The 25585-nt window shown below is 53.7% G+C and carries 26 protein-coding genes; 11 read left to right on the top strand and 15 right to left on the bottom strand.

All coding sequences use genetic code 11. The features are described from left to right. The first annotated feature begins 85 nt into the window (after positions 1-85). The 4 genes from Pla144_RS04130 (at position 86) to Pla144_RS04145 (ending at position 3250) form a co-directional block, all read left to right on the top strand. Positions 86-1081, top strand: coding sequence for a response regulator transcription factor (locus Pla144_RS04130; RefSeq protein ID WP_146448028.1), 996 nt, complete (start codon positions 86-88; stop codon positions 1079-1081). Between the two features lie 223 nt (positions 1082-1304). After that, entirely contained in the window at positions 1305-1676 is a 372-nt protein-coding gene (locus Pla144_RS04135) for a nucleotide pyrophosphohydrolase (protein ID WP_146448029.1), read from the top strand. An 8-nt stretch (positions 1677-1684) separates the two neighbouring features. Beyond that, positions 1685-2755, top strand: coding sequence for an ATP-grasp domain-containing protein (locus Pla144_RS04140; RefSeq protein WP_146448030.1), 1071 nt, complete (start codon positions 1685-1687; stop codon positions 2753-2755). Between the two features lie 12 nt (positions 2756-2767). Beyond that, complete coding sequence (locus Pla144_RS04145) at positions 2768-3250, top strand: YfcE family phosphodiesterase (protein ID WP_146448031.1); 483 nt, start codon at positions 2768-2770, stop codon at positions 3248-3250. 178 nt (positions 3251-3428) lie between these two features. Here the strand turns inward: Pla144_RS04145 and Pla144_RS04150 are convergent, their stop codons facing one another. The 3 genes from Pla144_RS04150 to Pla144_RS04160 form a co-directional block, all read right to left on the bottom strand. Then, positions 3429-5054 carry a hypothetical protein gene (locus Pla144_RS04150; protein ID WP_146448032.1) on the bottom strand — a complete coding sequence of 542 codons (1626 nt, stop codon included), beginning with the start codon at positions 5052-5054 and terminating at the stop codon, positions 3429-3431. Between the two features lie 401 nt (positions 5055-5455). Next, positions 5456-6286, bottom strand: a complete 831-nt coding sequence (locus tag Pla144_RS04155; RefSeq protein ID WP_146448033.1) for a ParA family protein — start codon at positions 6284-6286, stop codon at positions 5456-5458. A gap of 72 nt (positions 6287-6358) precedes the next feature. Further along, entirely contained in the window at positions 6359-6892 is a 534-nt protein-coding gene (locus Pla144_RS04160) for a hypothetical protein (RefSeq protein WP_146448034.1), read from the bottom strand. 156 nt (positions 6893-7048) lie between these two features. On the opposite strand from Pla144_RS04160, the gene Pla144_RS04165 reads away from it, so the two are divergent. Together Pla144_RS04165 and aroB are read left to right on the top strand one after the other, a co-directional pair. Then, positions 7049-7279: a hypothetical protein gene (locus tag Pla144_RS04165; protein WP_146448035.1), complete on the top strand. Its 231-nt coding sequence runs from the start codon at positions 7049-7051 to the stop codon at positions 7277-7279. Positions 7280-7380: 101 nt separating this feature from the next. After that, on the top strand, positions 7381-8472 hold the full coding sequence (aroB, locus tag Pla144_RS04170) for a 3-dehydroquinate synthase (RefSeq protein WP_146448036.1): 1092 nt from the start codon (positions 7381-7383) through the stop codon (positions 8470-8472). Positions 8473-8628: 156 nt separating this feature from the next. Here the strand turns inward: aroB and Pla144_RS04175 are convergent, their stop codons facing one another. The 8 genes from Pla144_RS04175 to Pla144_RS04210 all read right to left on the bottom strand — a co-directional run bounded on the left by Pla144_RS04175 (position 8629) and on the right by Pla144_RS04210 (position 16304). Next, positions 8629-8856 carry a hypothetical protein gene (locus Pla144_RS04175; protein WP_146448037.1) on the bottom strand — a complete coding sequence of 76 codons (228 nt, stop codon included), beginning with the start codon at positions 8854-8856 and terminating at the stop codon, positions 8629-8631. Between the two features lie 2 nt (positions 8857-8858). Continuing rightward, complete coding sequence (locus Pla144_RS04180) at positions 8859-9146, bottom strand: DUF4258 domain-containing protein (protein ID WP_146448038.1); 288 nt, start codon at positions 9144-9146, stop codon at positions 8859-8861. A 2-nt stretch (positions 9147-9148) separates the two neighbouring features. After that, on the bottom strand, positions 9149-10513 hold the full coding sequence (locus Pla144_RS04185) for a hypothetical protein (protein ID WP_146448039.1): 1365 nt from the start codon (positions 10511-10513) through the stop codon (positions 9149-9151). A gap of 134 nt (positions 10514-10647) precedes the next feature. After that, the gene (locus Pla144_RS04190) at positions 10648-11634 is read right to left on the bottom strand and encodes a MerR family transcriptional regulator (protein WP_146448040.1); all 987 of its coding nucleotides are present in this window, start codon (positions 11632-11634) and stop codon (positions 10648-10650) included. 197 nt (positions 11635-11831) lie between these two features. Then, positions 11832-13100, bottom strand: coding sequence for a hypothetical protein (locus Pla144_RS04195; RefSeq protein WP_146448041.1), 1269 nt, complete (start codon positions 13098-13100; stop codon positions 11832-11834). Positions 13101-13500: 400 nt separating this feature from the next. Next, positions 13501-14436, bottom strand: coding sequence for an N-acetylglucosamine-6-phosphate deacetylase (locus Pla144_RS04200; protein ID WP_197530373.1), 936 nt, complete (start codon positions 14434-14436; stop codon positions 13501-13503). Beyond that, the gene (locus Pla144_RS04205; RefSeq protein WP_146448042.1) at positions 14433-15188 is read right to left on the bottom strand and encodes a glucosamine-6-phosphate deaminase; all 756 of its coding nucleotides are present in this window, start codon (positions 15186-15188) and stop codon (positions 14433-14435) included. The genes Pla144_RS04200 and Pla144_RS04205 overlap by 4 nt, the downstream gene beginning before the upstream one ends. Before the next feature lie 45 nt (positions 15189-15233). Beyond that, complete coding sequence (locus Pla144_RS04210) at positions 15234-16304, bottom strand: HEAT repeat domain-containing protein (RefSeq protein ID WP_146448043.1); 1071 nt, start codon at positions 16302-16304, stop codon at positions 15234-15236. A 97-nt stretch (positions 16305-16401) separates the two neighbouring features. On the opposite strand from Pla144_RS04210, the gene Pla144_RS04215 reads away from it, so the two are divergent. From Pla144_RS04215 to Pla144_RS04235, 5 genes are all read left to right on the top strand, one after another. Next, positions 16402-17139 carry a lipoate--protein ligase family protein gene (locus Pla144_RS04215; protein ID WP_146448044.1) on the top strand — a complete coding sequence of 246 codons (738 nt, stop codon included), beginning with the start codon at positions 16402-16404 and terminating at the stop codon, positions 17137-17139. A gap of 22 nt (positions 17140-17161) precedes the next feature. After that, positions 17162-17734, top strand: a complete 573-nt coding sequence (locus Pla144_RS04220; RefSeq protein WP_146448045.1) for an NUDIX hydrolase — start codon at positions 17162-17164, stop codon at positions 17732-17734. 83 nt (positions 17735-17817) lie between these two features. Next, positions 17818-18258, top strand: a complete 441-nt coding sequence (locus Pla144_RS04225) for a YkgJ family cysteine cluster protein (RefSeq protein WP_146448046.1) — start codon at positions 17818-17820, stop codon at positions 18256-18258. A gap of 67 nt (positions 18259-18325) precedes the next feature. Then, complete coding sequence (hisS, locus tag Pla144_RS04230) at positions 18326-19663, top strand: histidine--tRNA ligase (protein ID WP_146448047.1); 1338 nt, start codon at positions 18326-18328, stop codon at positions 19661-19663. 207 nt (positions 19664-19870) lie between these two features. Then, a complete protein-coding gene (locus tag Pla144_RS04235) occupies positions 19871-20434 on the top strand; it encodes an HYExAFE family protein (protein WP_146448048.1) in 564 nt (187 codons plus the stop codon). 309 nt (positions 20435-20743) lie between these two features. Here Pla144_RS04235 and Pla144_RS04240 read toward each other — a convergent pair whose 3' ends face one another. From Pla144_RS04240 to folK, 4 genes are all read right to left on the bottom strand, one after another. Continuing rightward, positions 20744-21922, bottom strand: coding sequence for a DegT/DnrJ/EryC1/StrS family aminotransferase (locus tag Pla144_RS04240; protein ID WP_146448049.1), 1179 nt, complete (start codon positions 21920-21922; stop codon positions 20744-20746). A gap of 152 nt (positions 21923-22074) precedes the next feature. After that, on the bottom strand, positions 22075-22632 hold the full coding sequence (locus tag Pla144_RS04245) for a chalcone isomerase family protein (RefSeq protein ID WP_146448050.1): 558 nt from the start codon (positions 22630-22632) through the stop codon (positions 22075-22077). Positions 22633-22838: 206 nt separating this feature from the next. Then, positions 22839-23696: a pantoate--beta-alanine ligase gene (gene panC, locus Pla144_RS04250; RefSeq protein WP_146448051.1), complete on the bottom strand. Its 858-nt coding sequence runs from the start codon at positions 23694-23696 to the stop codon at positions 22839-22841. Between the two features lie 203 nt (positions 23697-23899). Beyond that, positions 23900-24853, bottom strand: a complete 954-nt coding sequence (gene folK, locus Pla144_RS04255; RefSeq protein WP_146448052.1) for a 2-amino-4-hydroxy-6-hydroxymethyldihydropteridine diphosphokinase — start codon at positions 24851-24853, stop codon at positions 23900-23902. Positions 24854-25585 lie beyond the last annotated feature (732 nt).

Consider the following 25585-nt stretch of genomic DNA (forward strand, 5'->3'; position numbering starts at 1 on the left):
CAATCCTTGTCTCTTGACTCAGCCGCCGAGCCTTCCTACAGTCCACACGCCAATTACTGTTCCAAACACACTTGAGCTGGCTCTTATGCCTGCAACCGCCGCAAAACCTGAAGCTGCCTCTCAATGCGGTGCTTTGAAAGGCACGCTCCCGCCAAGGATGAAGGTACTTCATGTCACCTCTCGCCACCGCAATGGTGACTGGTTGGCAGAGGCCTTTGCTGCCGATAGTGCAACGCAAATCATGCTTGAAGAAGTGGTTGGAGCCACGGCCGCCCTTATCAGACTCCGCGATGAAGTTTTTGATGCCGTGATTGTAAGTCACGAACCACCAGTCCTGGATGCCTTGGACCTGGTCGAGGGATTGCGGGGTGGTGGTCACGAGGAGCCGATGATCTTACTTGGTTCGCAGCCACCGCAGGAACTCGACGCACTCTGCTACGAGGTCGGGGCTGACGACTACTGCTGTGTCGCTGAGACCACCGTCCGCGGTCTGTTGTGGAAGTTCGCCCGTGCGATCCAGCGACATCAACTCCAACGAGAAAACAGACGCTTGGTTCAGGCCGACCGCCAACGACTCAAACAAGAACACCTCGAAGCGCAGCGACTTCTCGAACAACAGCGACTCTTAATCACCGACCTGGAAGTTCTAAAGAACCCCACAAGCTCCTCTACTCCGGCGGACGAGCTACCTGAGATCGACGACTGCCTTGCCAAGGCGGCCAGTTCTAAAATTAAAGCTCCGCTGGACTTGTCAGAATCGCTGGTTACACATTACCGCGAATTGCTACGGACCTACGTTATCATGGGTGTAGGCAACCTAGCCAGCGAGATGGCCGAACTGTGTGAATTACTCGCCACCTCGGAGGTTTCTGCTCAGAGGGCGTTGCATTTGCACGTTACCGTACTGGAAGAATTGGTGCAGGGTCTCGGTGCCCGCAGTGCCCGCCATGTGATGAATCGGGCCGATCTTTTGGTGTTAGAGGTGATGGGCTATCTCGCCGACGGCTATCGACAGCGCTATTTCGAGCGTCGCAATCCTCCCCGTCAACAGACCCTCCCCGGCTTTCAGGCAGCCGCATGATTGAGCAGATTTGCCAATATGCGTGAGTTTGCTATTCTGTCATCCCGATGGGAGCCGCACTATCCTGCAGGGAAAAATCGGCGACCAGTGGCGTCTGACTAGCGACTTCAACACGAATTGAGAGCGTGTGATGATAAATCCCAGATTCCTCAAGTCGTGCGTCTCCTTTAGGAATGACAAGTACTTCACACTCCAGCGAAACTTCTGAATAGACCCCATCCCCATGAACGACTCACAAACCACGATTGCCGATCTTCGCGAACTCGTTCGCCAGTTTGTTGACGAACGCGATTGGCAGCAATTTCACTCCCCCAAGAATCTGGCAATGGCTTTGGCAATCGAGGCTGCCGAACTGATGGAGCATTTCCAGTGGATAGATCTTTCCACATCTCGTGAAGTCTCCGCTGATGAAGATAAACTCACTGCCGTCGGCGAAGAGTTAGCTGATGTTTTGAGTTACACACTTGCCTTGGCGAACTCGTTGGGAATTGACATTGCAACCGCTCACCGGCGCAAAATGCTCATGAACGCGGAAAAATATCCTGCCGATGAATTCCGCGGCAGATTCGGCGACAAGAAATCATTGGCGGATTGAGAGCCCCGATGACGACTCGCCCTACGATTGCCGTCGTTGGTGCCAGCGCTCGCGCGGCAGCGTTTTCACTATTGCGAGCTGGATTTCAGGCAGTTACGGCGGATCTGTTTGCCGATGCTGATCTCAGGCGGGCCTGTCCAGCCGAGCGCGTGACAAACTATCCGCACGACTTAGCTGATTACCTGGCACGGACCGAGTGTGATGGTTGGATTTACACGGGAGCCCTAGAAAACTATCCGGACCTGGTTGATCAAATGGCAGCCATGCGACCGCTCCGAGGGAATTCTGGTTCGGTTCTGCGTGCCATTCGCAACCTTCTTCTTTTGCAAGCAACTCTTAAGGATGTCGGGCTTGATTTCCCTGAAACTTTCGCTTGCAGTGGCCAATCACCTGGAGCAGGCGATTGGCTCCACAAGACAGGCCTGGGTGCTAGTGGCAGCGGCGTATGCGAATTCGATTCCCTCAACTTGCCAACAGAAGGTTATTGGCAAAGGCGCATTTCAGGTGTTTCATGTTCCGCAATATACTTGGCTTCATCACAAACCTGCAAACTGCTCGGCATCACGCGCCAACTCGTCGGCGAGCAGTGGACTGGCGCGCGTCAGTTCCAATACTGCGGCACCATTGCCCCCTGGGAGCTTCCCAGTCAGGCAGTTGCTCAACTTCATCGCATTGGGGATGTTGTCTCGAAAGAATTCGAACTCCGCGATTTATTTGGAGTCGATTTCGTATTTGACGGTAAAGTAGTGTGGCCCGTGGAGGTAAATCCCCGCACAACCGCCGCAGTGGAAGCGGTCGAGCGCGCGACAGAATCACAACTACTCTGCGGCAAAGCCATCCTCTATGCCAAGTACCCTCTAGCGATTTCGCCAACCAGCAGTGACCGACTTCTTCACCGCTGCGGTACCCTTGAACATCCTCGCCTAGCCGACATCCCCAATGCTCACGCAGAGGTTGCACCCGGCGAACCAATGCTTACAGTACTCGTGGATGGTGTTTCAGTAGCCGATGTTGAGTCGAAGTTGCGCCAGCAGGTTGCCAAGCTCGAAATTGAACTTTATGGTTGCATGACACAATAAGGAAATTTTCCCATGCGAATTGGCGTTGTTAGCGATACTCACGCTCATGTGGCTAACACACAGGCCGCAATCAATCTGCTTGAAAGCTTAGCAGTCGAGCGAGTTCTCCACTGCGGTGATGTTTGCTCGACGGTGGTCGCGAAGCTCTTTATCAGTTGGCCAACCGACTTTGTCTTCGGCAATTGCGACTACGATCGCGAGGAGTTAGCCGACGCTATTTCCAGCGTAGGCCAAACTTGTCACGCAGTGTTTGGTGACCTTGAAATCGCCGGACGCCGAATTGCCCTGCTACACAGTGACGACCATCGCAAGTTTTTGGAGGTTACACAAGGCGGCATCTACGATCTGGTCTGCTACGGACACACACACGTCGCCAAGATTGAGCAGATCGGTCCCACGTTGGTACTGAATCCTGGAGCCCTCTACCGGGCAAATCCTCACTCCCTGGCAGTGGTGGACCTGGAGACGATGGTCGCAGAGATTATAAATCTGTAGTTCTTCGAAGCCGACGATGCATGTCTTTAGCCGCGACGCGCCCAACGAGTTCTGCTCGGCAGAGCGGAGCGTTTGAGTTTAGTTCCCCCATAAAAAGACCCGGGCGACGCAGGGGGGTGCGCCGACCGGGTGGTCGCAGGAGACTATCATCATCCCTAGTCATGCCAGGGTAAGGTGCTTAATAGCAGAACTCGAAACCGCTCTGCAATCCATGCAGGAAGAGCGAGCCATTACAGTTGATGTAGCCAATCTGTCCAAGGCTAGTGAAGGCCCCAGGAACCTGATTGGCTGTCAGAGCAACACCGGTGACACCCAACGCACGGTAACCTGCATAGAACCGACAGTTGCACGAACATTGGTAGCTGGCACCTAGGCGAAGTTCGCCCAAGAAGGCGACCTCATCCGTGTCCGAGGAAGAAACGAAAGGTTCTCCAGTTGGATTAACAATTGGAGTACTTCCACCAATCGGGAAATTCATCCATTGATTCACTTCAATGTGATTGGCGTAGATACCAGCATTTGTACCGCACTGCAAGGCAAACCGACCACTGCAACCCATGTAGTACAGGCCATTGGAGCCGATTTGGAAACCGATCAAGTTGTTGTCAGCCTCGACGTTGTAACCTAAGTAGCCAAAGGTGCCGTCCGTCATCCATTCAAAGTCGCTACGGTAATAGAGATCCTCATCGAACCGCATGTAACGGAAACCAATCATTGAGGTCAGTTGACAGCGAGGCCCACAAAAGTTGCCTCCACAGCCGCCGCAGCCGGCACTACAGGCCCCACCACCGCAAGAATCATTCAGCCCACAGCTCATGCATCCCCCACCCATCAATGGCAACCGGAGTAGATTCAACTCCAGATTCTGGGCTGAGAAGCTATTGCTGGCCGTTAATTGGCGAATTTCGATGTCTTGAGGGGTCGTATTGTCAGTCGTCGGTGGACCATAGTCAAAATAATCATTTACGGGGCGGCCGTTGTAGACCAGACCTCGGAAATCCATCATGCCGTAAGTTCGGGAGCCATCACCAGAAACATCAGTAATCGTGGCCGTTTCAGTTTCCTCAGCCAGACCCCAGTAGGCCGCTTCCCAAGCGAGTGGGCCACAGCTGCAACCGCAATCACCACAGCCACCGTACCCACCACAGCCACCACAGGCACTACAGGTCGCACCGAAGCGGAATTCAGCACCCCCTTGAATGTTAGTGTCGAGATCAGCCGAAGTCATCACGATTTCTGTATCGGTAGGATAGTAGCCAACACCGGGCGTCGTGGTCACGAAAGCAAGTGGCGAATTGCTGCAGTTCACACGATCCATGAGCAATCCATAAACGCCGCCGAACCAATGACAGCGAGGTCCACAAGGATTGCAGCATCCGTATGAAACGTCGCCCGCGCAATTGTAGGGACTACAGCCGCCATTAAGGGTGTCGTAATTAACGCCACAGTTTCCCGTTGCGCATCCAGCGGTGTAGCTCTCATAGCTAGGATTCGCTTCAGGTTGGGGTTGAGGAGCAGCCTGGGCGCTGGCTACCCGATAGCCGGGCTGCATCGGTGCCGACTGGGCAGCAGGCTGCGGAGCCCGCTGCATTGGACCAGGAGGAACTGATTCCATGTAGGAAGGCGTCTTAGCACCACTTGGCTGAGGAACCATCGCTGTGTATTGCGGAACATTAGTCTGTTGGGATGGTTGTGAGGAATAGCCGTAAGGCGCGTACTGCTGTGCTACAGCGCTTCCAGTTGAGACGGCCAGGACCGCAGCCAACACGGCCAGCCCTTTCAAATTGATAGCCGAGAGTTTCATTCGCTTGTCTCCTTTGCGATTTATCGAATCCCAAATCCGTTTGGGCCCAAGTCCTTTTGGGGGAACGTGCAGAGCGGCTTGCCGTTAATTGATGACGGCAAGCTTCGACTGGACAGTCGGCGGACAAGTAGTCTCCGCCCTACATTCCAATCGACCGATACAGGCGGAAAAGTTCGAAATTGAAATGGGCTGCACAAAGGAATTTTTGTGCACAAGAGGTGCGACCGGCGCAATCGTTAAACTCTAACAGGTAGACTTTCCCAAGCCGGCAAAGTTTACCTAATCGGCATCAGGAAACCAGTGAGCCGGGGCGTCCCGACCTCGGTCCTGCCACAGAGAGGTCATAAGCGACATCTGTAAGAAAGCCTGGGAATTGTAATCCCAAGGCGTTGCCGATTCACTTAAGCCGCTCGCTGCAGATTCAGGAGCGTTGACCTCTGCCCGGCTGATAGAGCTAGCATCTCATCTGCCAATGCAAGGTAATCCGCGGCGCCTGCCGACTGAGGGGAGTATTTAAAGATCGATTGGCCGAAACTTGGGGCCTCCGCCAAGCGAATATTGCGGCGAATGCGGGTCTCAAATAGATGCACTTCTTGCCAGATGCCCGGCTTACTGCGGGCATCTTGAAAGAATGCTTCTACATCTGCGGATACTTCGGCAGCAAGACGCGTACCTGAGTCGAAGAGGCAAAAGAGAACCCCGGCAAGCCGCAGTCGATCGTTGAGTCGCTGTGCAACCAGGTTGATCGTTTGGAGCAATTTGCTCAAACCGTGCAATGCCAGAAAATGTGGCTGCAAGGGAAGAAACACGTCATCGACGGCCGAAAGCGCGTTGATCGTCAAGATACCCAATGAAGGGGGGCAATCGATAAGCACATAATCAAATTCCTCGCAGGTGTCGGCCAGTTTGTCGCGCAGAATCAACTCGCGGCCAACCACTCCCGCCAGCTCCACTTCGGCGGCTGCTAAATCGATGTGTGAAGAAGCTACGCTCAGATTCGCACCAGCCTCTTGCCAAATGTCTTTAAGCTTCACGTCGCTCGTGAGCAAATCATAAACGGTCTGACGATCTGGTTCTGGCGCGAGTCCTAGATGCAGAGAAGCATGGGCCTGAGGATCCATGTCGATCAACCCGACGCGCAGGCCTCGATCAGCCAGCGCAGCACTCAGATTGACTGCTGTGGTGGTTTTGCCAACGCCCCCTTTTTGGTTGATGATCGCTATCGATCTCATGGCATGCATCCTCAAATGAACTTGCTCAAAATTGGAGGCGGAGTATAGAAGCTCGCCAACTGTGCTTACAGATCATTCTGACTGGCTGCTAGCATCGAACAATTTTGCGCTCGCGAAGTATTTGTGCAACGTTTCTGCCATGGGACGGCAATTTACCGCTCGGGGATGACTATCTTCCAGGAGCCCAACCACGGAGAAGTCTTCAGATAAGAGCAAGCGGGCCTGTTGTCCCTCATTGCTGAATAGCAGACACCAGCCCCAGTTGGGCGACTCAACCTCAGTGGTCCAGTCGAAATTGCTATCTGTCAGCATTGAGTTCCTAAGATGGACCATACCCGGCACATCGGTGACATCGTGGATGTTGACCAGTGCAACTCGCTCGTTGCCGACGTCCAGCGACTCGGTAGGAGCGCCTGCGCCCTCCTCGGGCTTCGTTGCCAATGTCATCGCAGTAACCTGTGAGGGCCGGGCGATCAGTTCGGCTGCTGTGGGTCCCCAAAACTCCGTGCTGCGGTGGGCCGACTCAAAGCGATACCACCAGGAAGCGACCCCCAATGCCAGGGCCACCACGGCGAGCAAAGAGACGAGTTTCGTTCCAGAAGTCATGGCTGAACTCATATAATCCCCAGATTTTCCTGAATCGAGTCGGCCACTTTCAACAAGACTTTCCCGCGCCGCAAGGGTCAGTATACTAACACCATTGTAATAAATGTGTTGCGCTTTTGCACACGAGTCCGACCCCCGGAAGGAAACCCATAGTCCATGGCTGACAAGTTCGATCCCTATCGCGAAGCATTGGTGGTAGAAACCTCCACGATCTGGCCGGAAAACAACGAGATTGATCCCGAGCGTCAATATCATCTCTCGGCCGCGTTGCATGCGCACCCTGAAGAGGCCAGCAATCTGGAATACGTCCGCGTCCACTCCGGTTTTTGTCGCACGATTCATGTTACCGAAGAAGACATCGAACGGGCGTCGGCGTTGGTCGGTTAAGATTCTGCGCTGAGGCGTACTGAGATGTTAGGACTACTAAATCATTTCCGCGAATCTTAGCGCCTCCACGTAGTCTGCGTTTAACAACCAAAGGATCTATCGTGACCCAGCCCCTTCTGATCACCCGCGTCAATCTTGACCAACGGAGCTACGACATCCAGATTGGCAGCGGCAACCTTGCAGCCCTTTCGCCCTTCCTGCGAGATCGCTGCCAAGGCTCCCATGTCGTGATTATCACCGATGATCAAGTTGATCCATTGTATGCCGACAAACTAGGTGATCAACTTGCCGAGGACGAATGGGAAGTCCATGTGCTGGTCATCGATGCTGGCGAGCAATCGAAGAGCGTCGAAAACGCTCAAGAGTTGTGGGAGACGATGCTCGAAGAAGGAACCGACCGCAAGAGCATCGTGCTAGCCATCGGAGGAGGAGTCGTGGGCGATCTGGCAGGCTTCGCGGCGGCTTCGTTTGCCCGCGGCTTACAGTTCTTCCAAGTGCCGACCACACTTTTGGCCCAAGTCGACAGCTCCGTGGGGGGGAAGGTAGGGATCAATCTTCCAGGCGCGAAAAACATGGTGGGTGCTTTTTGGCAACCGCGCGGGGTACTCATCGATGTCGATGTGCTTAGCACGCTACCTGACCGCGAATACCGTGCAGGTTTGGCAGAAGTAGTAAAGTACGGAGTCATTCTCGATGCTGAATTTTTCGCATATCTCGAGCAGAACATAGCCCCCATCAATGCCCGCGATGCTGCCGTACTCACCCGAGTGATCGAACGCTGCTGTCGCCTGAAGGCCGACGTCGTCGAACAGGACGAGTGCGAAATCACCGGCCTGCGGGCCATTCTGAACTACGGCCACACCTTTGCCCATGCCTTCGAGGCGGCTGGCGAATATGGCTTGCTACTTCACGGAGAAGCGGTCGCGATCGGTATGGAATGCGCTGCCCGACTGGCCCACAGCATGGGCCGCATCGACGAAGAGTTCTTGCGTCGCCAAACTGCACTACTCACGGCACTCTATCTACCCACCGCGGTCCCCGATTTCGACTGTGACGAACTAGTAAGAATCATGCGCCGTGACAAAAAAGTCGAAGAAGGTCGCTTACGCTTCGTGCTGCCAACCAAGTTAGGCCACGTGGAACTGGTCAAAGATGTGCGAGTAGACGACGTTTTGAAAGCACTGAAGGATTAAGATGTGAACGAATCGAGTAACTTGAGTTTCAGCGAGGAGTGTGTGATGTGAAGCCATGCCAAAAGTGCGCACGGCGAAAGTCATCGATTCGTCAGAGAACAGTCTCAATTTGCAGAAGATGTAACACAGGCTGTTTCTCATCCACATGCTAGAAATCTAGCTCGCACCTACTGCGGCGTAAACCTTACCATTCTTCAGCAACCAATCCATTTCTTGTCGTTCCGCACGTTCCTTGACTTCTTTCAAAAATGAGACCGTTTCTGACTCGTAGCAGGGTTCACTGCGATCCTCTGATGGAACTACCATTTCAACTTCGACAGCGACAACCAGTTTGTCGGTCTGAATGAGACGGGTCCGTTTTATTCGCTCACCGCTAATTCTCATAGCTAATCCAGCTCGAAGAAATGTATCGTCACAAGTTTTGCAACACTCGCTTCTCTCAGGTGGGACCAAACCGCCTTGAATTCAGTGCCATCCGGGAGAGTCTCACGAACTTCAACAGCAGGATTCGGTTTCCTGCTGGGTTGTTCAGTAATTAATTCTCCGTCCTGGAGTCCTGCGACTGCCTGCCACTCCATTATACCACGTTCCTCTAATCTTTCTGCGGCATGTTGTCCGACCAAATAATGATCTTCAGAAACAAGTCGCCGAATCTCATCAAAAAGAAGGCCCATTTCTAGGTCCCGCCCTTCGCTCGCTGTCGCTCCTTCCACCATCCTTCGCTGATTTTGATTAACGCAGTGCAGTCTTCTAAATTCGGGCGAAAGATCGTGAGCAGCAATAGCGGCAAGAACCAGGCGATGAAGACGCCACCGTCGTAGGCATGCCAGAATTGGGCGCCAACCATGATAGCCGCTGAGCAAGAAAGCAGCGTAGCCAGACTCTTATGAAAAGGCCAGATCGTAAAACTGAATGAGAGCGCCACGAATGCGGCTAGCACCGGATAGCGGAACACGGGATTCCAAAACCGCCAGATTCCTTGCAAGTTGGCCGTGGTCGGGAGTCGCAGGCCGAACATCTGCAAGAGGTGATCAAGAAATCGTTGCGTGTCGGTCGCCGTAAACGCCAGCGTCAGTACCAAGATGCCAATCATCAGCACCACTCCGGTGACAAATCGCTTAATTCCGCGGTTCCAATAAAAACTGCACCACAGCGGAATTAGAAAAGCTGGATAGTAGATCGTGCCTGATGCCAGGCCGATCATCATCCCTGCTATGAGCGGCCGACGATAAAGCACGACCGCCCAAACCAACAGTGCTGCCGGCATGGCGTGTTCAACACTTCCTGTCCACAGCGCTGTGTAGGGGAGCAACAAATAGGTTGTCGCTGCTGAGATACCCATGGTTATGTTTTCAAAATGCAAATAACCAATGAGCACCATCCCGACGACAATCAACACATGAGAAAGAATCGCCATGAAGCGGGCCGTGGCTTCCTGGATGATCCGCTCGCGACGATCAAGCTCTTTCGTCGTTGGAAGTTCGGCTTGAGGTGTGGCACCGATAAGCGTCTGAGTTGAAATCCGCGGCAAGCGATAGAGCAGAAAAAATCCTGGCCCATCGGTAGCGAAACTATCTTGTTCTTCACCGGTAGTTTCCTCGATGCGAACCTCCTCCGTTTGTCGCGCCGGAAGCAAGTCTTCCATGTTCGGTTCGCCGGTGACCACATTGGCCATTAGAAAGAACAATAATGAGCTCCCCATAAAGAGCAGTCCGGCAGCGTTGAGGTTGGGATCCAACAGTGGCCTTCGGACCATCGCATTGTCGATGAGAAGTCTCGTGAGTAGCAACAGTTCCACTGTCAACAGCCACAGGAACCCAAGGTACTCTATTTGGAATGCGTTCTCGGCAACGCCTTTGTTTTCCCAAGACCACTGAACCAACAGCAATCCTGGAGCCAGCAAGATCAACAGAAACAAATCAAGATTTCGCACGCTGAAAACGCGATTGAACTTAAAGTAAAGTGCCAACATCAGGAGCGACGAGAGATAGGCCCAACTTGTGGGATTGACGCGCTCGTAGTGGAAAAGAATTTCTGGCATGCGGTTTATGTAGACAGGTGCCGAAGGCCTCAGGCAATGACCTCACGGGCGAGGAATCTACCTAGTTTAACAGGAACAGCTCAAGCAGGGAATGACCGTTCAAGCCACAGAATCGGTAGAAGCTAACACACCAATCATTCCACGACACGGATACCCAGCCGCACTCGAGCAGTTTCGGCCCAAGGACTTTCGGGAGACAATTCTAGAAATCTCCGCCAATGTTGCTCCGCGGTGGTTGATTCATCGATCCGGTCAAGCACCCCCGCCAGATGGTAATGTACGTCGGCATAATCAGGATGAAAGCTCAGTGCACCCTGCAAAGCAGCCACCGCCAACTCAAGTTCGTTGTTCTCTGACAAGACACAACCGAGCATCGCCCGGGCTTCGACAAACTCTTCGTCCAACTCTACGGCCATGTAAAACCGTTCCCGAGCTGCCCCCAAATCTCGCATTTGATAGAGCACATCGGCCAATGCAAAATTCACGTCCGCTGAAGGACCGTCGACCACCAGCATCATTCGGTAAGTTTCTACCGCCTGCGCAAGTTCACCCTGTTCCTCCCAAGCCAGCGCGGCACGCTGTAATTCGGTCAAGTGTAGGTCGCTAGCAGCGGCTTTTTGCGAAATAGTTTCGGCTGCATCCTCAGTCGAATTCCGTCCCAGAGAAAGTACATTCGGCTCGCCAAGGGCCTCTGTGTTGTTCGCTACTGGCTGTGCGTCGAAATCAATAAGCAACTGCCCGCCGGGCTCGCTCAGGTCGTCTCCACGTCGCAAGATCAGCTTGCGACCCGCCACAACCAACGCCGGGTTAGCCAGAGGGCGTTCGTCCCCAGGCAGGTATCGCTGCAACTCATGAAGCTGGCGATCGATGGATCTAAGCGAACAACCGGCATGCAGGAGAGCCGCCAGTAGCCGGGCGATCGTGACCTCGGTGAAATCAAAGTAAGCTAACCGACGTACCGAGTGACACTCCACAAGGATCCCCTGACGCTGCCAGCGACGAATCGTAGCAACCGGCACGCTTACCAGCTCAGCAAGCATCGCTGAAGTGTACCAACGAGCCACACTAGTCGACGTGTCCGCTTCTGCGCCAGCGAGCGATAAGTGGGGTGAGTGAGCCATCCGGGGAGAACCTACATACACAGGTCAAAAGGTCTGTCCAATCGATCTGCAGTTTCTGGCTCTGAGACACATCTGTCAACACTTGCTCACGATTCCCGCTCAGGCGGGAGAACAAGGACACGCCTAAAATCTAGGCCTCTACCTGTGTGGGAATGAAGCAAAGACCAATGTCATAGTTCCATCATTCCTCATGAGATTCACTCGTCGTTTGCCACAACCAACTGCAATTCGGTTGATTCTTCGACGACGGCGGTAGCGTCCGTTTCTGGTTGAGGCTCGAGTGGAGCAGGGGATGGTGCCGGCGTGGTTGGCTCGACAATGCTGCCGCCACAGGGAACCTTGACCATGATCGTACGAGGAACTCGAATGGTGTAAGTCACGGGAACTTTCTTGCAGACGGTTCGAGGAACCTGCACGGTTTCCTGCTGCTCAACCATTCGGCATACACGCACCTGGAAGGGTTCGACACGTTCTTCTTGCACGAAGCGACAAACCGTCACAGGTACCTGGCGGACACGCTCTTCCTGCACGAATTTACATACTTGAATAGGAACTTGCTTTTCGACCCGCTCCACTACCTGGCGACACGTGGTCACCGGCACCATGCGCACCTGCTCTTCTTGGACGGTCCGGCAAACCTGAACGGGCACCTTGCGAACAACTTCCTCAGGAACCTGGCGACAAACCTGGACGGGTACCCTTTCGACTACTTCTTCGGGACACATCGTGGTCACGGGTACTTGCTGGGCAACGACGTTCGGTTTCCAGACTCGATTGACGACTTGCTGTGGAGGGGTCTGGATGTTGGCCCAGACTAGACCAGGACGTTGCACTTGGATCTGGCCCGTTACTGGATTAGCCACTTGCGTGGCAGGCATCCAGGTAAGGCCGCGCCGCACGAGTTGACCGGGTACGGTGGACACCTGATCCACAAAGCAGCCCTGGTCGGCAAAGCGTGTTTCCATCCGCGTCACAGGTCGCATCACAGTAACGCGGCGTTCTTGCTCAACGGTTTCCGTCACGGGTCGCATCACCGTAAATCGTTCTTCACGCTCGGCAGTCTCCCATACCTGGCGCTGAACGGTAAATCGTTCTTCACGCTGACTGGTTTCGGTAACATTGCGGACCTGATTGTAGCTGGCGTCCCGCATCTGCGTCTCATAGACGGGGCGTGAAACCATGTAACGCTCTTCGCGAATGTTTGTCTCCGTCACGGGACGCGTCACCGTGTAGCGGCGCTCGCGCTGCTGGGTTTCCCAGACAGGAATCTTGCGCACTACTTGCCGTTCTTCGAAAAGCGTCGCTGTCTCAAGCCGAAACGCAGTCACCTGTTTTTCTTCAAACACGGTCTGACACTGCAAGGTGAATGCCGGCTGACAGCACATGTCGCACTGCGCAGATGCGGAGTTCGCCTGACAACAGATTGAAGTAACAACAGACAGCGCTAAACAAATGTGGCGATTCATGCCAAGTATCCTGATTCAATTTGTGGAAAAGAAACGATTTCCGAAGCCGCGTGCGCTTCTAGACTAACAAGACCCTCTAATACAGTGTTGCGGACAAACTGCGCCGAGGCAAATAATTCTTCTCAAGTATTGACTTGCTAGCACCGACAATGTTGCAAAAAAACAACATGCAGAGAAGCTAGCGAGCATTTGCCCTTTCATTAAATGTGTCCAGGAATCTTGCCACCAGCAATGGGTGAAATGACCAGAAGCACGAAAAGCGAAAACCGAACATTTCGCAGTCGCTACAACCGGCAAAGTTTGAAGCGCGACTGAGCTACTTGGCCGCGCCGTGGCAGGTCCAACATCAAACGAGACAGCTACTCGAAGGATCGGAGCACGTTCGACTTGCCCCACCCTATTACCTCAGCGCACTACGCGGATTGTGAAACATGAGCCGCGACACTTCTTCATTAGTGAGACCGATCTCACGCCGCAGGTTGGATTCCAGTTGAGGCATCGTCGCCGACGAGCCTGCCAAGTGAGAACGATCCGCTGACCAAGTGGCACCTTGCTCGTCGACAACGACTGACTGATCGCCTAGTTGATACTTACCAGGACCTAAACCTGCAGCACTGATGGCGTCGGTGACGACAATAGCGCGCTTCAGACCTGTTACTTTGAGGTAGTTTCCCAGGGCAGGCCAAGGGACATGCACACCATCAGCGATGAAGCTAATCCAGAGTTGGTCAGCACGACTCAGAACACGTTGAATGATGTTGTCGTGCCGCGGCAATTCCAACGGGCAGCCGTTGCCCAGGTGCGTAAACATAGTGAGTCCCGCGTCAATCGCGGCATCAAGCTCATCGAGTGACGGATTGCAATGCCCTGCCGCGACGCATATTCCCTGCGCTGCCAACATGCGGGTGACAGCCATGTCTGCATCTTGTTCTGGGGCTAGTGTGACGATTCGCACGAGCCCCTCGGCAGCGTCTAACAGGCGCTGCATGGCATCGACATTTGCTGGACGTACTGCCGAGGCAGGATGGGTTCCAACATAACCAGGCTCTGGAAGAATAAACGGCCCCTCAACATGAAATCCCCAAATGACACTCTGAGAGAACGGATCGGCTGCCCGCAGAGTCGCCAGGCGACTCAGGCGGCTAGCCATTCGCTCGATGTCGTCGGTGATGATCGTTGCCAGTATTCCTGCGATGCCATCCGCCGCTAGATGTTCACAAGCTTGATGCAGCGACTCGGCAGTAAGCTGGTCACTATTGAAGTCGACCCCCTGATAGCCATTGACTTGCAAGTCGATATAACGACCTTGTCGATCGCTCATCAGAGGAGCCGTCATGACCGATTCTCTAGCAAACTAGCTGAGGGGGGATCCAGGTACAGCCTGGCGTTGCTGTGCTCTTGAAGAATGGAAGCAGGCACCTGATTCGTAACGGGTCCTTCGACGACATCGCGCACCGCCTGGGCTTTGCGCTCATCGGGAACACTGCAGATGATATGCCGCGACTTCATGATCTGCCGAATTGACATGCTGATCGCCTCGCGCGGCACTGCGTCGAGTGAGTCGAACCAGCCTTCGCCCAATTGTTGGCGACGACAATCTTCGTCCAGCTCAACGATCAAGTACGGTTCTTCCGTCTCGAAGTCTGCAGGGGGATCGTTAAACGCCAAATGCCCATTCTCGCCGATGCCCACGAAAGCAACGTCGATGGGCTGGGCACGAATGAGTTTGCTGAGTCGCTCACACTCCGCTGGCACATCGCCCGACCCGTCAAGTCCTTCTCCATTCACATAGTGAAAATCTTTGATCGGTACTTGATCGACGAATCGCTCCTTCAGATAGCCACGGAACGATGCTGGATGAGTCATTGGCAATCCGAGGTATTCATCCAAATGAAATCCAGTGACCCGTGTCCAGTCAATGTCTGGCTGGGCCACCAGGGCTGCGAGAGTATCAAATTGTGAAGCCCCCGTAGCGACAATGATCGACGCCTGCCCTTGTTCAGCCAGAACCTGCCGGAGAATCGTAGCGCCCTCCTCGGCAGACTGACGACCAAGCTCCTCTTTACTGGAACAGATAATGATTTTCATTTGGTCTTTCTCATTGCGGCAATGGTCACAAAGTGTCTTAACGAATCAGTTCGAAAGTATCCCCAGTACCTCTTGGGCACGATCCACCAATTGTGGAGGGACTTGCTCAGATTGCTCGGCTGCTTCATCGATCAAATTTTGCACCGCAGAACTTAACTGGGACAAGTCCGCAGCGGGATTCTTGTCGTGTATCACGACCGCTGCGTCCAACGCGTTCTTGATAATCGTATTGCGTTTGCGAAGCTGCGCTTGGGGGAGGGAGTCTTTCGTCGTCACAGCGAGCGATTTCAGGTCGACCATTTCTGCCACTGCTGCCACGGCCAACACATTCCCGTGACGTGCCAGCGCGAGGGCAGCATTGTAGCGGGCATCGGCGTGCAGGTCATCGACGAGAGTTTCTAGTTCCGTATCGAGCCGAGGATCAGAATCATTGGACAAGGTGATAACTCCCAGTGCATAGGCCGTCTGGGAACGAATCGCGTCGTTCTGGTCGTTACTCAGCTCAACAAACGTATCGACAAATTGTTTGTCTTGAATCTCGCGGGGAGGATCCTGCATGCGAAAATCTTCCGCCAGGATCGCCAGCGAATTGATCGCCGACCCGCGGACATAGGTATCAGGATCCTCACGGGCCGCCCGTAAGAGTACCTCGACACCGTCGTCTACATGGAATTCTCCCAAGGCCGAGCAGAGAAAGCTGCGGAGTTTAACCGAGCCATCGTCGGCGTTGCCTGATGTGATTTCCTCGTCGAGCAACTGTGCCAGTTGGCTTGCCAAATCAGAATTGTTCTTGAGCTCGGGATTCTGCTGCTCGTTACGCAGGGCGTTGGCCAATTCAAAGGCTTCCTGCCAACGGTTTTGGCTTGAGCTCCGCAAGGTAGCGACAATTTTTGCCGGATCTCGCTCTCCCGTATTGGCCAGTGAGGTCACAAGCATCCCCAACAGGACGACCGCCAGTACAATCACAGCCGGGATGACAAACAACTGCAGAATGAAGCCGGCACTGGGAGGCTCGACGGGAGGAAGCAGTTCGTCGGCGTTGAGAGGTCCCAAGGGGGTAGGTCCGGGAGGGTCGGGCGAATTCGCGAAGGAAGATTGAGGTGGGTTGGAAGACATGACAAACCATGGGATGATGACGCGCTAGTAATCCACGTAGAATATCCCATCTCAGCACATTGCCGCAACCAACAACTCCTTTCTTTGACTATCCGCCATGCAGAAACTGGAACTCACCCTGCCGACTGCCGCGGAAAATCTGGCCCTCGACGAGGCTCTGCTCGCCGCCTGCGAAGCGGGTGAGATCACAGACGGGGTATTACGTCTGTGGGAGCCGGCCCGGCATTTTGTCGTACTAGGCCGATCTAGCGATCCGGAGGTAGAGGTCAATTTGGCAGCGTGTTGTCAGAAAAGAATACCGGTGCTCCGGCGGGCGAGTGGTGGAGGGACCATTGTCGCCGGGCCAGGCTGTCTTATGGTGGCCGTCGTGCTGAGTTACGCAAAATATCCTGAATTGAGGTCTATTGACTGCGCGCACTGTTTTGTGTTGCAACGCATCAGGGATTGCCTCACGTTACTTGTGCCGGGGATCCAAGTCGTTGGCACGAGCGATCTGGCAGTCGGGACTTCAGAATCTCAACTGCAAAAGTTCTCGGGCAACGCCCTGCGCGCCAAGCGGACCCATCTGCTCTATCATGGTACGTTGCTGTACGATTTCGATCTCGATCAATTAACTCAGCTTCTAGCGGCTCCGACTCGCGAGCCCGACTACCGTGCTTGCAGACATCATCGCGAATTCGTAACAAATCTCCCACTGAGTTGTGCTCAACTTGTTGCCGCCCTGACGACAGGCTGGCAGGCGACAGAATCTCTCGCCAACTGGCCTGAAGAACGCACCCAAAAAATCCGCCAAGAAAAATATGCAAATGATCCGAAGTGGGTCATAACAAATTGACTGAAGCACAAAGTACAATTCCATGCATCGCCGACCACTTTTGGAACTCCTGGACCGTTACACGGCTCGCTATCCCGACGAGACCGAAGTTGTCGCGCGGATTCGCCACTTCGTGGAAAGCTCTCCAGACTGTTTTGAGCGAACCTGCCGACCAGGGCACATCACCGGTTCCGCATGGATCTTGTCGCACGACGGCCAGAAGTGTTTGCTGGTCCATCACGCCAAGCTCGATCGCTGGCTGCAACCGGGAGGGCATTCAGATGGCGAGACTGCCGTTGAAGACGTGGCACTGCGAGAAGCCTGTGAGGAGACTGGACTGAACAGTCTCGTATTGCCGCACACAAAAGGCGAACTCGTACCACTGGATCTAGACGTACACCTGATTCCGGCCCGATATGATGCCGCGGGCAACCTGATCGAAGATGCCCACGAACACCACGACGTACGGTTTCTTCTTCTGGCAGAAGCCAATCAGCAGATCACCGTCAGCGAAGAATCCCACGACGTGGGTTGGTTTACTCATGGCGAAGTCTCGCAACTGACCGAGGAGGAAAGCGTCCTACGGATGCTCCGCAAGGCGGGGCCTTTTGATTGACTCTTTCACTGCTTTTCAGCCAGCCTCAGAACTGTTAGTTTACTCTTTTTACATTACATACGGCGGAAACAGGAATCACTGCCATGTCTACCGGTTACGGACTTACCCAGATCCCCCGCGACGAACTCCCAGAAGGAAAGGTCCTCTGCGAGTACTGCACGGCCAAGTGCTGCCGTTATTTTGCCCTGCCGATCGAGACACCTGAGAGTTTCAAGGATCTTGAATACATCCGCTGGTACCTGCTCCACGAACGGGCAAGTGTCTTCAAAGAGGACGATGATTGGTATCTGTTGGTGCATACCGTCTGCAAGCATCTGCAAGAGAACAATATGTGCGGCATCTACGAAACCCGTCCACAGATTTGTCGCGATTACACGACCAAGAATTGCGAATACGAAAGCGATTGGACCTATGAGTTCTACCTCGAGACGGCCGAGCAGGTGTTCGATTACACCGAGGCAGTGATCCAAAAGAAGGGCCAAAGTATCCGCAGCCGAAAACCCGAACTATTGGCAGTCTTGTAGAAGAAATCAGCCATGGACATCCGCCCAATCAGCGTTCATCCGTGTTCTAATTCTATGATTGCCGTCCATGCCTGATAAAATTCAACCACGCACACTAAAAGGGTTTCGGGATTATTTGCCCGCGGCGATGATTCCGCGCGAGTGGCTCGTAGACACAGCCCGGAGGGTGTATCGCTCTTACGGGTTCAGTCCCATTGATACACCGGCACTGGAGTATCTGGAGATTCTAACTGGCAAGGGGAGTGACGAGACCGACAAGCAGCTTTATCGGTTTGCTGATCACGGTGGGCGGGATGTTGGTTTGCGATTTGACCTCACGGTCCCCCTAGCCCGTTTCGCTGCCCAGCACATTCAGGAATTAGGGACTCCCTTCAAACGCTATCACATCGCCAACGTCTGGCGGGGTGAAAATACCCAGCGAGGACGCTACCGGGAATTCATGCAGTGCGATTTCGACACGATCGGCACCGAGTCGATCTCTGCCGACATTGAAATGGTGCTGGTGGTTCATGATCTTTTCTCTGCGATCGGGATCGAGCAATTCACGATTCACGGGAACAACCGCCGGGTGCTCAATGGACTATTAGAAAAGCTGGGGCTCGTCGAACAATCGACCTCCGTCCTACGGGCCCTGGATAAATTGGCCAAAGCGGGGGCAGAAGTGGTTGCACAGGAGTTGGCAACTACAGCGGGTGCTAGTGACTCTCAGGTCCGCGACATCATGAAATTGGCTTCGCTCTCAGGAGATAACAATCAAATTCTCGCACAGCTTGAGCCGCTACTCTCCGGCAGCGAAACAGGAGAGCGGGGCCTTACAGAACTTTCCGAGATAAGCAATGCAATCGCGGCTGTCGGCGTCCCCAGCGAGCGATTTCGTATCGATGTCGGTATTGCTCGCGGACTTGACTACTACACCGGTACCGTGCTGGAAACTTTTCTTGATGATCTGCCGGGAATCGGGAGTGTCTGCAGCGGCGGGCGCTACGACAATCTCGCGGAAGTCTACACGAAAGAACATCTCCCTGGGGTGGGGGCCTCCCTGGGTCTCGACCGACTGTTGTCCGCTTTGGAAGAGCTAGGAACTCTCGAAAAAACATCGACCCCCGCACCGGTGTTCCTGCCCTTCTTCGATGCCGACCGCCGCAACGAGTATCTTCGACTCGCAGCCCAATTGCGCGCAGCCGGCATCGGCGTAGAATTTTTCCCCGAGCCCAAGAAACTCGGCAAGCAACTCCAATTTGCCGACCGACGCGGATTTCGTGTGGCGCTGATCATGGGAGCTGACGAGTTCGCCGCCGGCCAATGCCAAGTCAAAGACCTTTCTTCGGGGGGAAGTACTACGGCGTCGACATCAGACGATGCTGCCGCGGTGATTGCAGAAATACTGCAAATTCTCAAAGCATAGTCTCCTTCTTATTGGGGGCTTATTGGGGGATTTGTGTATCAACACAAACTCGTGGAAAACGTAGAATAGATTGAGACGCAGATATCGCGGAGGCGCAGAGGAATTACGGAGAATGTTGCGATTCAATTCTTTTCTGAGAGGTTCTGCGCCTCAGCGACCCCTGCGTTTAATCTTTCATTAATTCATCACAAGCTGTACTTCAATCCCATGGCCAAGCGCAACAACCACTACGAACTTGCTTTTGAGGGGTACCTGCGCGAGCAGCGGGTGGCCTATGTGGCGGTCGACGAACAGCGGCGGAGTCTCATTGCCCAGGGGTCACTCAAGAATCTCGATTATATCGTCTCACCATCGGATAATGTCTCTCTGCTTGTCGATATTAAGGGACGTCAATTCCCCTCCGGGCAAAAACACAAACAATATTGGCGCAATTGGTCTACGTGGGATGATCTGGTGAGCATGGCCCGCTGGCAAGAAAAGCTGGGAACAGCCAGCCTGGCACTCTTAGTATTCGCTTACGAAATCGTTGGGAGCCGCTCACCCCTCGATCCCGAAAAGCTGTTCCATTTTCGCCAGCGAAGCTATGCCTTCCTGGGTGTGCGGGTGGCCGACTACATCCACTTTTCCCGGCAATTATCCGCCAAATGGCAAACCGTGAGCATGTCGACACCCCTATTTCGTCAGGCGGCATTTCCCTTGGATACGATCCTGGGGTCTGCAACCAGCGAGACTTTAGTTGAGCCTGTTGGCGTCGCTGGTGCGAGTGGTTAAGATAGAGATTGATTCAACGCGGACCGTTCTCTGCAACTCTCAAGAAAGAAAACATATGGCCTGGGCGATCGTACTCTTGTGCTTTGTACTCGGTTCATTCAGTGCCCTGCGTCCCAGCGGTCGAACTCTGGATTTCCGCCGCGTGAAGAGCGAAGATTAACTCCCCGCACAATACCAGGGATGGGATTTGTCCGGTGGAACCCATTGTGATTGCAGAGTGCGCCGAGACGCAGAATTTCGCAGTGAATATCGCAATTGCTCGCTACAGATATCTTCTCTGAGCCTCCGCGAACTCTGAGTTGAAAAACTCTAAGCCGCACATTGCTCGGTTGTAGCAGCTGAAATCCCAAAGAATCCGGCCAGTGCCGTGATGACCTGATTCTGTTCTTCAAGTGTTAGTTCGCCATAGATGGGCAGACTAAGCACTTCCAGACAGGCCTGCTCGGTCACCGGCAAGCTGCCTTGTTTGTAGCCGAGGAAGGAAAAGCATTCTTGCAAGTGCAATGGGATCGGATAGTACACGGCTGAGCCGATTTGTTGTGCCGCGAGATGCTGTTGCACCGCGTCGCGCTGACCGTTCCGAATCCGCACAGTGAATTGATTCCACACCGAAGTGCAGGCCGGGGCTACTGTTGGGAGTGCCACGCAGGCATTGAGCCCGGACTGGAGGAACTCACTCTCGTATCGCTCCGCATTGCGTCTACGGCCATTTGTCCAGTCGTCAAGACGCTTGAGTTTTACGTTGAGTGCGGCTGCTTGCAGCGAGTCGAGGCGACTATTGAGTCCCACCTGTGCATGGTGGTAGCGCGGATGCTGGCCGTGATCGCGGAGTATTCGCAGCTGACTAGCCAGAAGTTCATCATTGGTAGTAATCATCCCACCATCGCCAATGCCGCCAAGATTTTTGGTCGGATAGAACGAGAAGCAACCCATGGTTCCCATCGAACCCGCCCGGCGTCCATCAAACTCCGCTCCAATTGCCTGGGCTGCATCTTCGATCACAGGGAGATTCCCTGCGTCGATTGCTATTTCCTGGAGGGCCTTCATGTCGGCGCATTGACCAAACAGATGCACCGGCAAGATTGCTTTGGTACGTGACGATATCTTGCGTGCTACGTCGCCTGGATCAATATTGAATGTGGAGGGGAGTATGTCTGCAAACACGGGTGTCGCACCGAGTCGTGTGACAGCGCTGGCCGTGGCAAAGAAGGTGAAACTCGGAAGGACTACTTCGTCCCCCGGGCCGATTCCCAGCGTCATTAGTGCCAGTAGCAGCGCATCACTTCCTGACGCACAGCCGACTGCATGACTTACACCGCAATAGTGTGCCATGGCGTCCTCGAACTGTTGGCAGGCCGGCCCATGGACAAACGACCCACTGGCACACACTTGAGCCAATGCGGCCTGAATTTCCACCTGAAGGGGAGCATTCTGTCGATTCACATCGAGCAGCGGGACTGGGATGCAAGGAACAGGTTGGGATGCCATAGGTTCTCCTCAACAGCAGGGCGATATCCGAACGGAATCGAATAAATCAGTCGCGAGAGAATAGGTAGAAAACTGCGGCCGAGCAAGCTCAGTTGGCGGCCGCACGGCCGAGTTTCTTCGAGAATCGGATTCATTGAACTAGGCAGCGTTGCCTAACGCCCTTGCAGCATCGCCACGCGGAGGTCGGCATCAGCCGGATTGTCTGAGAGCCAAATCCCAAATACGGCCTGCTTGAATTCCAGACCGGGGATCTCCCCCTTCAGCTGACCGTTCTTGACAACGATTACGCCACGACCAGGAAGATAGGCGATTTCAAACACGTCCCCCTTGGCAATCTGATCCGCAAAGCATTGGCGAAACGCGTTAATTTGAGATTCAATGGCTGCCGTGCGGCCACCGGTTGAGTTCTGAAATCCTTCATTGATTGAGACAACCAGTTTTTCCTGACTCACCAGGCCCGACGTGATCTGCAAGCGAATCGCCATCGGTTGATCCGCCGCTTGGATGGCAGCTGCATTGCGATTGGGCTCAGTTAGATAAAGTCCCCCCACATACAACTGCATCAGGTATTTGGTGCGAGCACCACCGCCATTGAGCATCAACGGCGTTCCACCGACGTCAATGCGGTCGGGTAGCGGCGCGGCAGAGGCAAGATTGCATAGCAGCGAGCAGAAGAGACCGACGACCATCCAAATGCTTTTTCTGTTCATGACAATGTTCCTGACGAAGTTGACCCCAAACGGACCAAAGGATTTCTAGCGAAGAATCGGCAGTGATTCAGACTGCCGGCATAAGTGCAGCGTGCCGAATGCTAGAGACAAGTCTGCCGCTGGCCAAGCCCGATGCCGCGCAGACAGCATGAGCAATTGCTAGCATGGAAGCGAATAGAAACGATTTGCGTTTCAAGTACGGATAACTAGCCAATCGTGAGATTGTCAATCAAGCGAGTAGTGCCCAAACGGGCAGCCAGGGCCACCACCGTAGGGCCGGTGATTTTTTTGACGGGGGTAACCGTCCCGGCCGCGACGAAGGCAATGTAGTCCACCTTCGTAATGTCGGCCTCGGCAAGGGACAATCGCATGTGGCCGGTGAGGGTGGCCACGTCACATTCTCCCGCTTGATAAAGTGACTCTGCCAATTGAAGCGATTTGTAGAGCCCGGCTGCCTGCTGTCGCTCAATAGGCGTGAGATACGCATTGCGAGAACTCATTGCTAAGCCATCTAGCTCGCGGACAGTGGGACAGTCTATAACAGCAATTGCGAGATCGAAATCCTTCACCATCTGCTGGACTACCAACACCTGCTGATAGTCTTTGCGCCCGAAATAGGCCCGGTTAGCAGGTATGATGTTGAATAGCTTCAGCACGACAGTGGCAACGCCGCGGAAGTGGCCTGGGCGGATGGTGCCCTCTAATGACTCGGCAAGCGAGCCGACTTCAACGTAGGTTTCGTGTCCGGGTCGGTAGATCGCTGAGGCACTCGGGGCAAACACCATCGGACATCCTCGCTCGGCCAAAAGTGAGCAGTCTCTGTCCAAAGTACGAGGATAGCGATCTTCGTCTTCACCGGGGCCAAATTGAGTTGGATTCACAAAAATACTCACGACCGTACGATCACACTCTGCCAGGGAAGCGTCGACGAGTCGCAAGTGGCCTTCATGCAGCGCACCCATTGTCGGCACCAGTCCCACCGTCTCACCGGCCGCTTGGGCAGACAGCACGGTGCTACGTGCATCGGCAATGTTCGTCACCACTTCGACTTTGGAGGTTTTCATTTCTAACCCAAACCGAAAATCCTGGATAAGGTAGCCCGCAAAACACGAAAGAAGACTTCGTTCATCTCCGAATCCAACTATTCTATTCAAGGATCAATTTGAAGAAACAATCCTAGAAAACAGTCTTTCTCGCGAACATTCGCGTGTTTAGCAGACAAATCTCTTTTCACATTGAGAATCAAACAATTTTGTCTTCCTCGAATTCAATCCGACAAGGCCGCTTGAATTGCTGCCACGGCCTCGTCGACGACAATTTCGGGATTGGCAGCAGTGATTTTAGCAAGGGGCCCCAAACTCGGGCGATGTATTAACTCGTGAAACTCTTGACATTCGATTTGTGCCTTCCCCCCCCCAATACGTTCATTGAATGACTCACTCGGTGTTGGATCGACGGCGATTACTAATGCAGGCTGGACGCAAGCCATCAGATGCCTCGACTGCTCAGCAGGATGCCAGAATCCGCTAATCACCGGAGTCAATGACATTTTCGTCTCACGATCTGATGTTTTCAAACGCGTAAGCAATTCCAAGTGTTTCTGCCATTCTACCGCTGACACGAGTCGCGAGTTATCCTTCTGACAAGCGATTGGGAAAAAATCTTCCAGTCGTAAGGCGTTGAGTCGCTGGCACAATTGACCGGCCAACCGATCAGCATGTTGATGATCAGCAGCTGCAAGTGCCACATAGCGGGGTGCTGTACGGAGGTGATCTAGGAGAGCCGCAATGGTCCAACCTGAACCGGTTACTACCATGTGGCCGGCGATTTCGGCAGCAGGGGCTAGGACAAAGCGACGAAACGTCATTCGTGGATGCGGAATCACGAGTTGGGGTGTGTCGATGGACACTCGGCCATAGAGCAATAGGTCGATGTCTAGCGAGCGTGCTGCCCAGCGAATCTTGCGCTCTCGGCCATGTTGTGCTTCGATCGCCTGAAAATGGTCGGCCAATTCCTGGGCTTCCAAGCCTGTGTCGAGTACCACGGCCCCGTTGAGAAAACTTTGCTGATCGGCAGGGCCTCCCACGGGGGAAGTATCGTGCCAGTTGCTCCGCGTAATCAAACGCGTGCGTGGCAATTCGGCAAGTCCGCCGAGGGCCTCTTGCAATGTGCCTTCGCGATTTCCCAGATTGGCGCCTAAAGCCAGCAAACATCGAGGCATAGGAGTTCCCCTCGAGGAATTGAATGCAGATCGCTCGAAATCTGCATCTTACATCGACAGCAGTGCCGCTCGCATCCGATTCTCACGAATCGCCAATTAACTTGCTAAATGTACAATTCAGTTGATATAGCTCTCATTAAAGAACAAGGGCCTCGGACAATCTGTCCCAGGCCCTTGTTCTCGCATCCGTGCAACCAAAAAAATCGGGGGGGACCTCCGAATCACGAACTGCGTTCGTCGACTGTCGCTCCAGTCGATCGCCGCCCCCCGGATTTATCAACTCAATATTTCAACTCGCTAGCGCATCGACTCCGAACAATCCAACAGTATTCTGTGAGTAATCGAAACTCGATTAACCACTGCGCGGATTAACACACACGCCGCCTGAAGATAACTGCCCTTCAAACCACGCCATGACAAATCACATGCGTGATTGAGTTCCCCACTCAAAACTAAAATAGACAAACAGACTTTCGCTAAGGCTGTTCAATTGAATACAAACTTCACAAACCTTTCTTAACCGAAAGCTAATGTTGCGAACTTCAGTGAAATTGTCAAGCAACTTAATTGCATCAGATAATTTTTCTTCCTTTCCACTATTTTTGCAAGTACCACAAGTTGATTGCGTAGCACTTGACAACCTTGAATCGTATCGTTCCGCCAACATGGAATTGCTCGCAGAACTTCTAACCACCCGCAAGAACTGCTACACTCGAAATGCAGAAAAAACAC

The sequence above is a fragment of the Bythopirellula polymerisocia genome (assembly GCF_007860015.1).
Lineage (GTDB): Bacteria > Planctomycetota > Planctomycetia > Pirellulales > Lacipirellulaceae > Bythopirellula > Bythopirellula polymerisocia.

Excerpts from the sequence above, each read along its gene's own strand:
- Pla144_RS04130 (WP_146448028.1), top strand. The coding sequence starts at position 86 with ATGCCTGCAACCGCCGCAAAACCTGAAGCTGCCTCTCAATGCGGTGCT.
- Pla144_RS04135 (WP_146448029.1), top strand. The coding sequence starts at position 1,305 with ATGAACGACTCACAAACCACGATTGCCGATCTTCGCGAACTCGTTCGC.
- Pla144_RS04140 (WP_146448030.1), top strand. The coding sequence starts at position 1,685 with ATGACGACTCGCCCTACGATTGCCGTCGTTGGTGCCAGCGCTCGCGCG.
- Pla144_RS04145 (WP_146448031.1), top strand. The coding sequence starts at position 2,768 with ATGCGAATTGGCGTTGTTAGCGATACTCACGCTCATGTGGCTAACACA.
- Pla144_RS04150 (WP_146448032.1), bottom strand. The coding sequence starts at position 5,054 with ATGAAACTCTCGGCTATCAATTTGAAAGGGCTGGCCGTGTTGGCTGCG.
- Pla144_RS04155 (WP_146448033.1), bottom strand. The coding sequence starts at position 6,286 with ATGAGATCGATAGCGATCATCAACCAAAAAGGGGGCGTTGGCAAAACC.
- Pla144_RS04160 (WP_146448034.1), bottom strand. The coding sequence starts at position 6,892 with ATGACTTCTGGAACGAAACTCGTCTCTTTGCTCGCCGTGGTGGCCCTG.
- Pla144_RS04165 (WP_146448035.1), top strand. The coding sequence starts at position 7,049 with ATGGCTGACAAGTTCGATCCCTATCGCGAAGCATTGGTGGTAGAAACC.
- Pla144_RS04175 (WP_146448037.1), bottom strand. The coding sequence starts at position 8,856 with ATGAGAATTAGCGGTGAGCGAATAAAACGGACCCGTCTCATTCAGACC.
- Pla144_RS04180 (WP_146448038.1), bottom strand. The coding sequence starts at position 9,146 with ATGGGCCTTCTTTTTGATGAGATTCGGCGACTTGTTTCTGAAGATCAT.
- Pla144_RS04185 (WP_146448039.1), bottom strand. The coding sequence starts at position 10,513 with ATGCCAGAAATTCTTTTCCACTACGAGCGCGTCAATCCCACAAGTTGG.
- Pla144_RS04190 (WP_146448040.1), bottom strand. The coding sequence starts at position 11,634 with ATGGCTCACTCACCCCACTTATCGCTCGCTGGCGCAGAAGCGGACACG.
- Pla144_RS04195 (WP_146448041.1), bottom strand. The coding sequence starts at position 13,100 with ATGAATCGCCACATTTGTTTAGCGCTGTCTGTTGTTACTTCAATCTGT.
- Pla144_RS04200 (WP_197530373.1), bottom strand. The coding sequence starts at position 14,436 with ATGACGGCTCCTCTGATGAGCGATCGACAAGGTCGTTATATCGACTTG.
- Pla144_RS04205 (WP_146448042.1), bottom strand. The coding sequence starts at position 15,188 with ATGAAAATCATTATCTGTTCCAGTAAAGAGGAGCTTGGTCGTCAGTCT.
- Pla144_RS04210 (WP_146448043.1), bottom strand. The coding sequence starts at position 16,304 with ATGTCTTCCAACCCACCTCAATCTTCCTTCGCGAATTCGCCCGACCCT.
- Pla144_RS04215 (WP_146448044.1), top strand. The coding sequence starts at position 16,402 with ATGCAGAAACTGGAACTCACCCTGCCGACTGCCGCGGAAAATCTGGCC.
- Pla144_RS04220 (WP_146448045.1), top strand. The coding sequence starts at position 17,162 with ATGCATCGCCGACCACTTTTGGAACTCCTGGACCGTTACACGGCTCGC.
- Pla144_RS04225 (WP_146448046.1), top strand. The coding sequence starts at position 17,818 with ATGTCTACCGGTTACGGACTTACCCAGATCCCCCGCGACGAACTCCCA.
- hisS (WP_146448047.1), top strand. The coding sequence starts at position 18,326 with ATGCCTGATAAAATTCAACCACGCACACTAAAAGGGTTTCGGGATTAT.
- Pla144_RS04235 (WP_146448048.1), top strand. The coding sequence starts at position 19,871 with ATGGCCAAGCGCAACAACCACTACGAACTTGCTTTTGAGGGGTACCTG.
- Pla144_RS04240 (WP_146448049.1), bottom strand. The coding sequence starts at position 21,922 with ATGGCATCCCAACCTGTTCCTTGCATCCCAGTCCCGCTGCTCGATGTG.
- Pla144_RS04245 (WP_146448050.1), bottom strand. The coding sequence starts at position 22,632 with ATGAACAGAAAAAGCATTTGGATGGTCGTCGGTCTCTTCTGCTCGCTG.
- panC (WP_146448051.1), bottom strand. The coding sequence starts at position 23,696 with ATGAAAACCTCCAAAGTCGAAGTGGTGACGAACATTGCCGATGCACGT.
- folK (WP_146448052.1), bottom strand. The coding sequence starts at position 24,853 with ATGCCTCGATGTTTGCTGGCTTTAGGCGCCAATCTGGGAAATCGCGAA.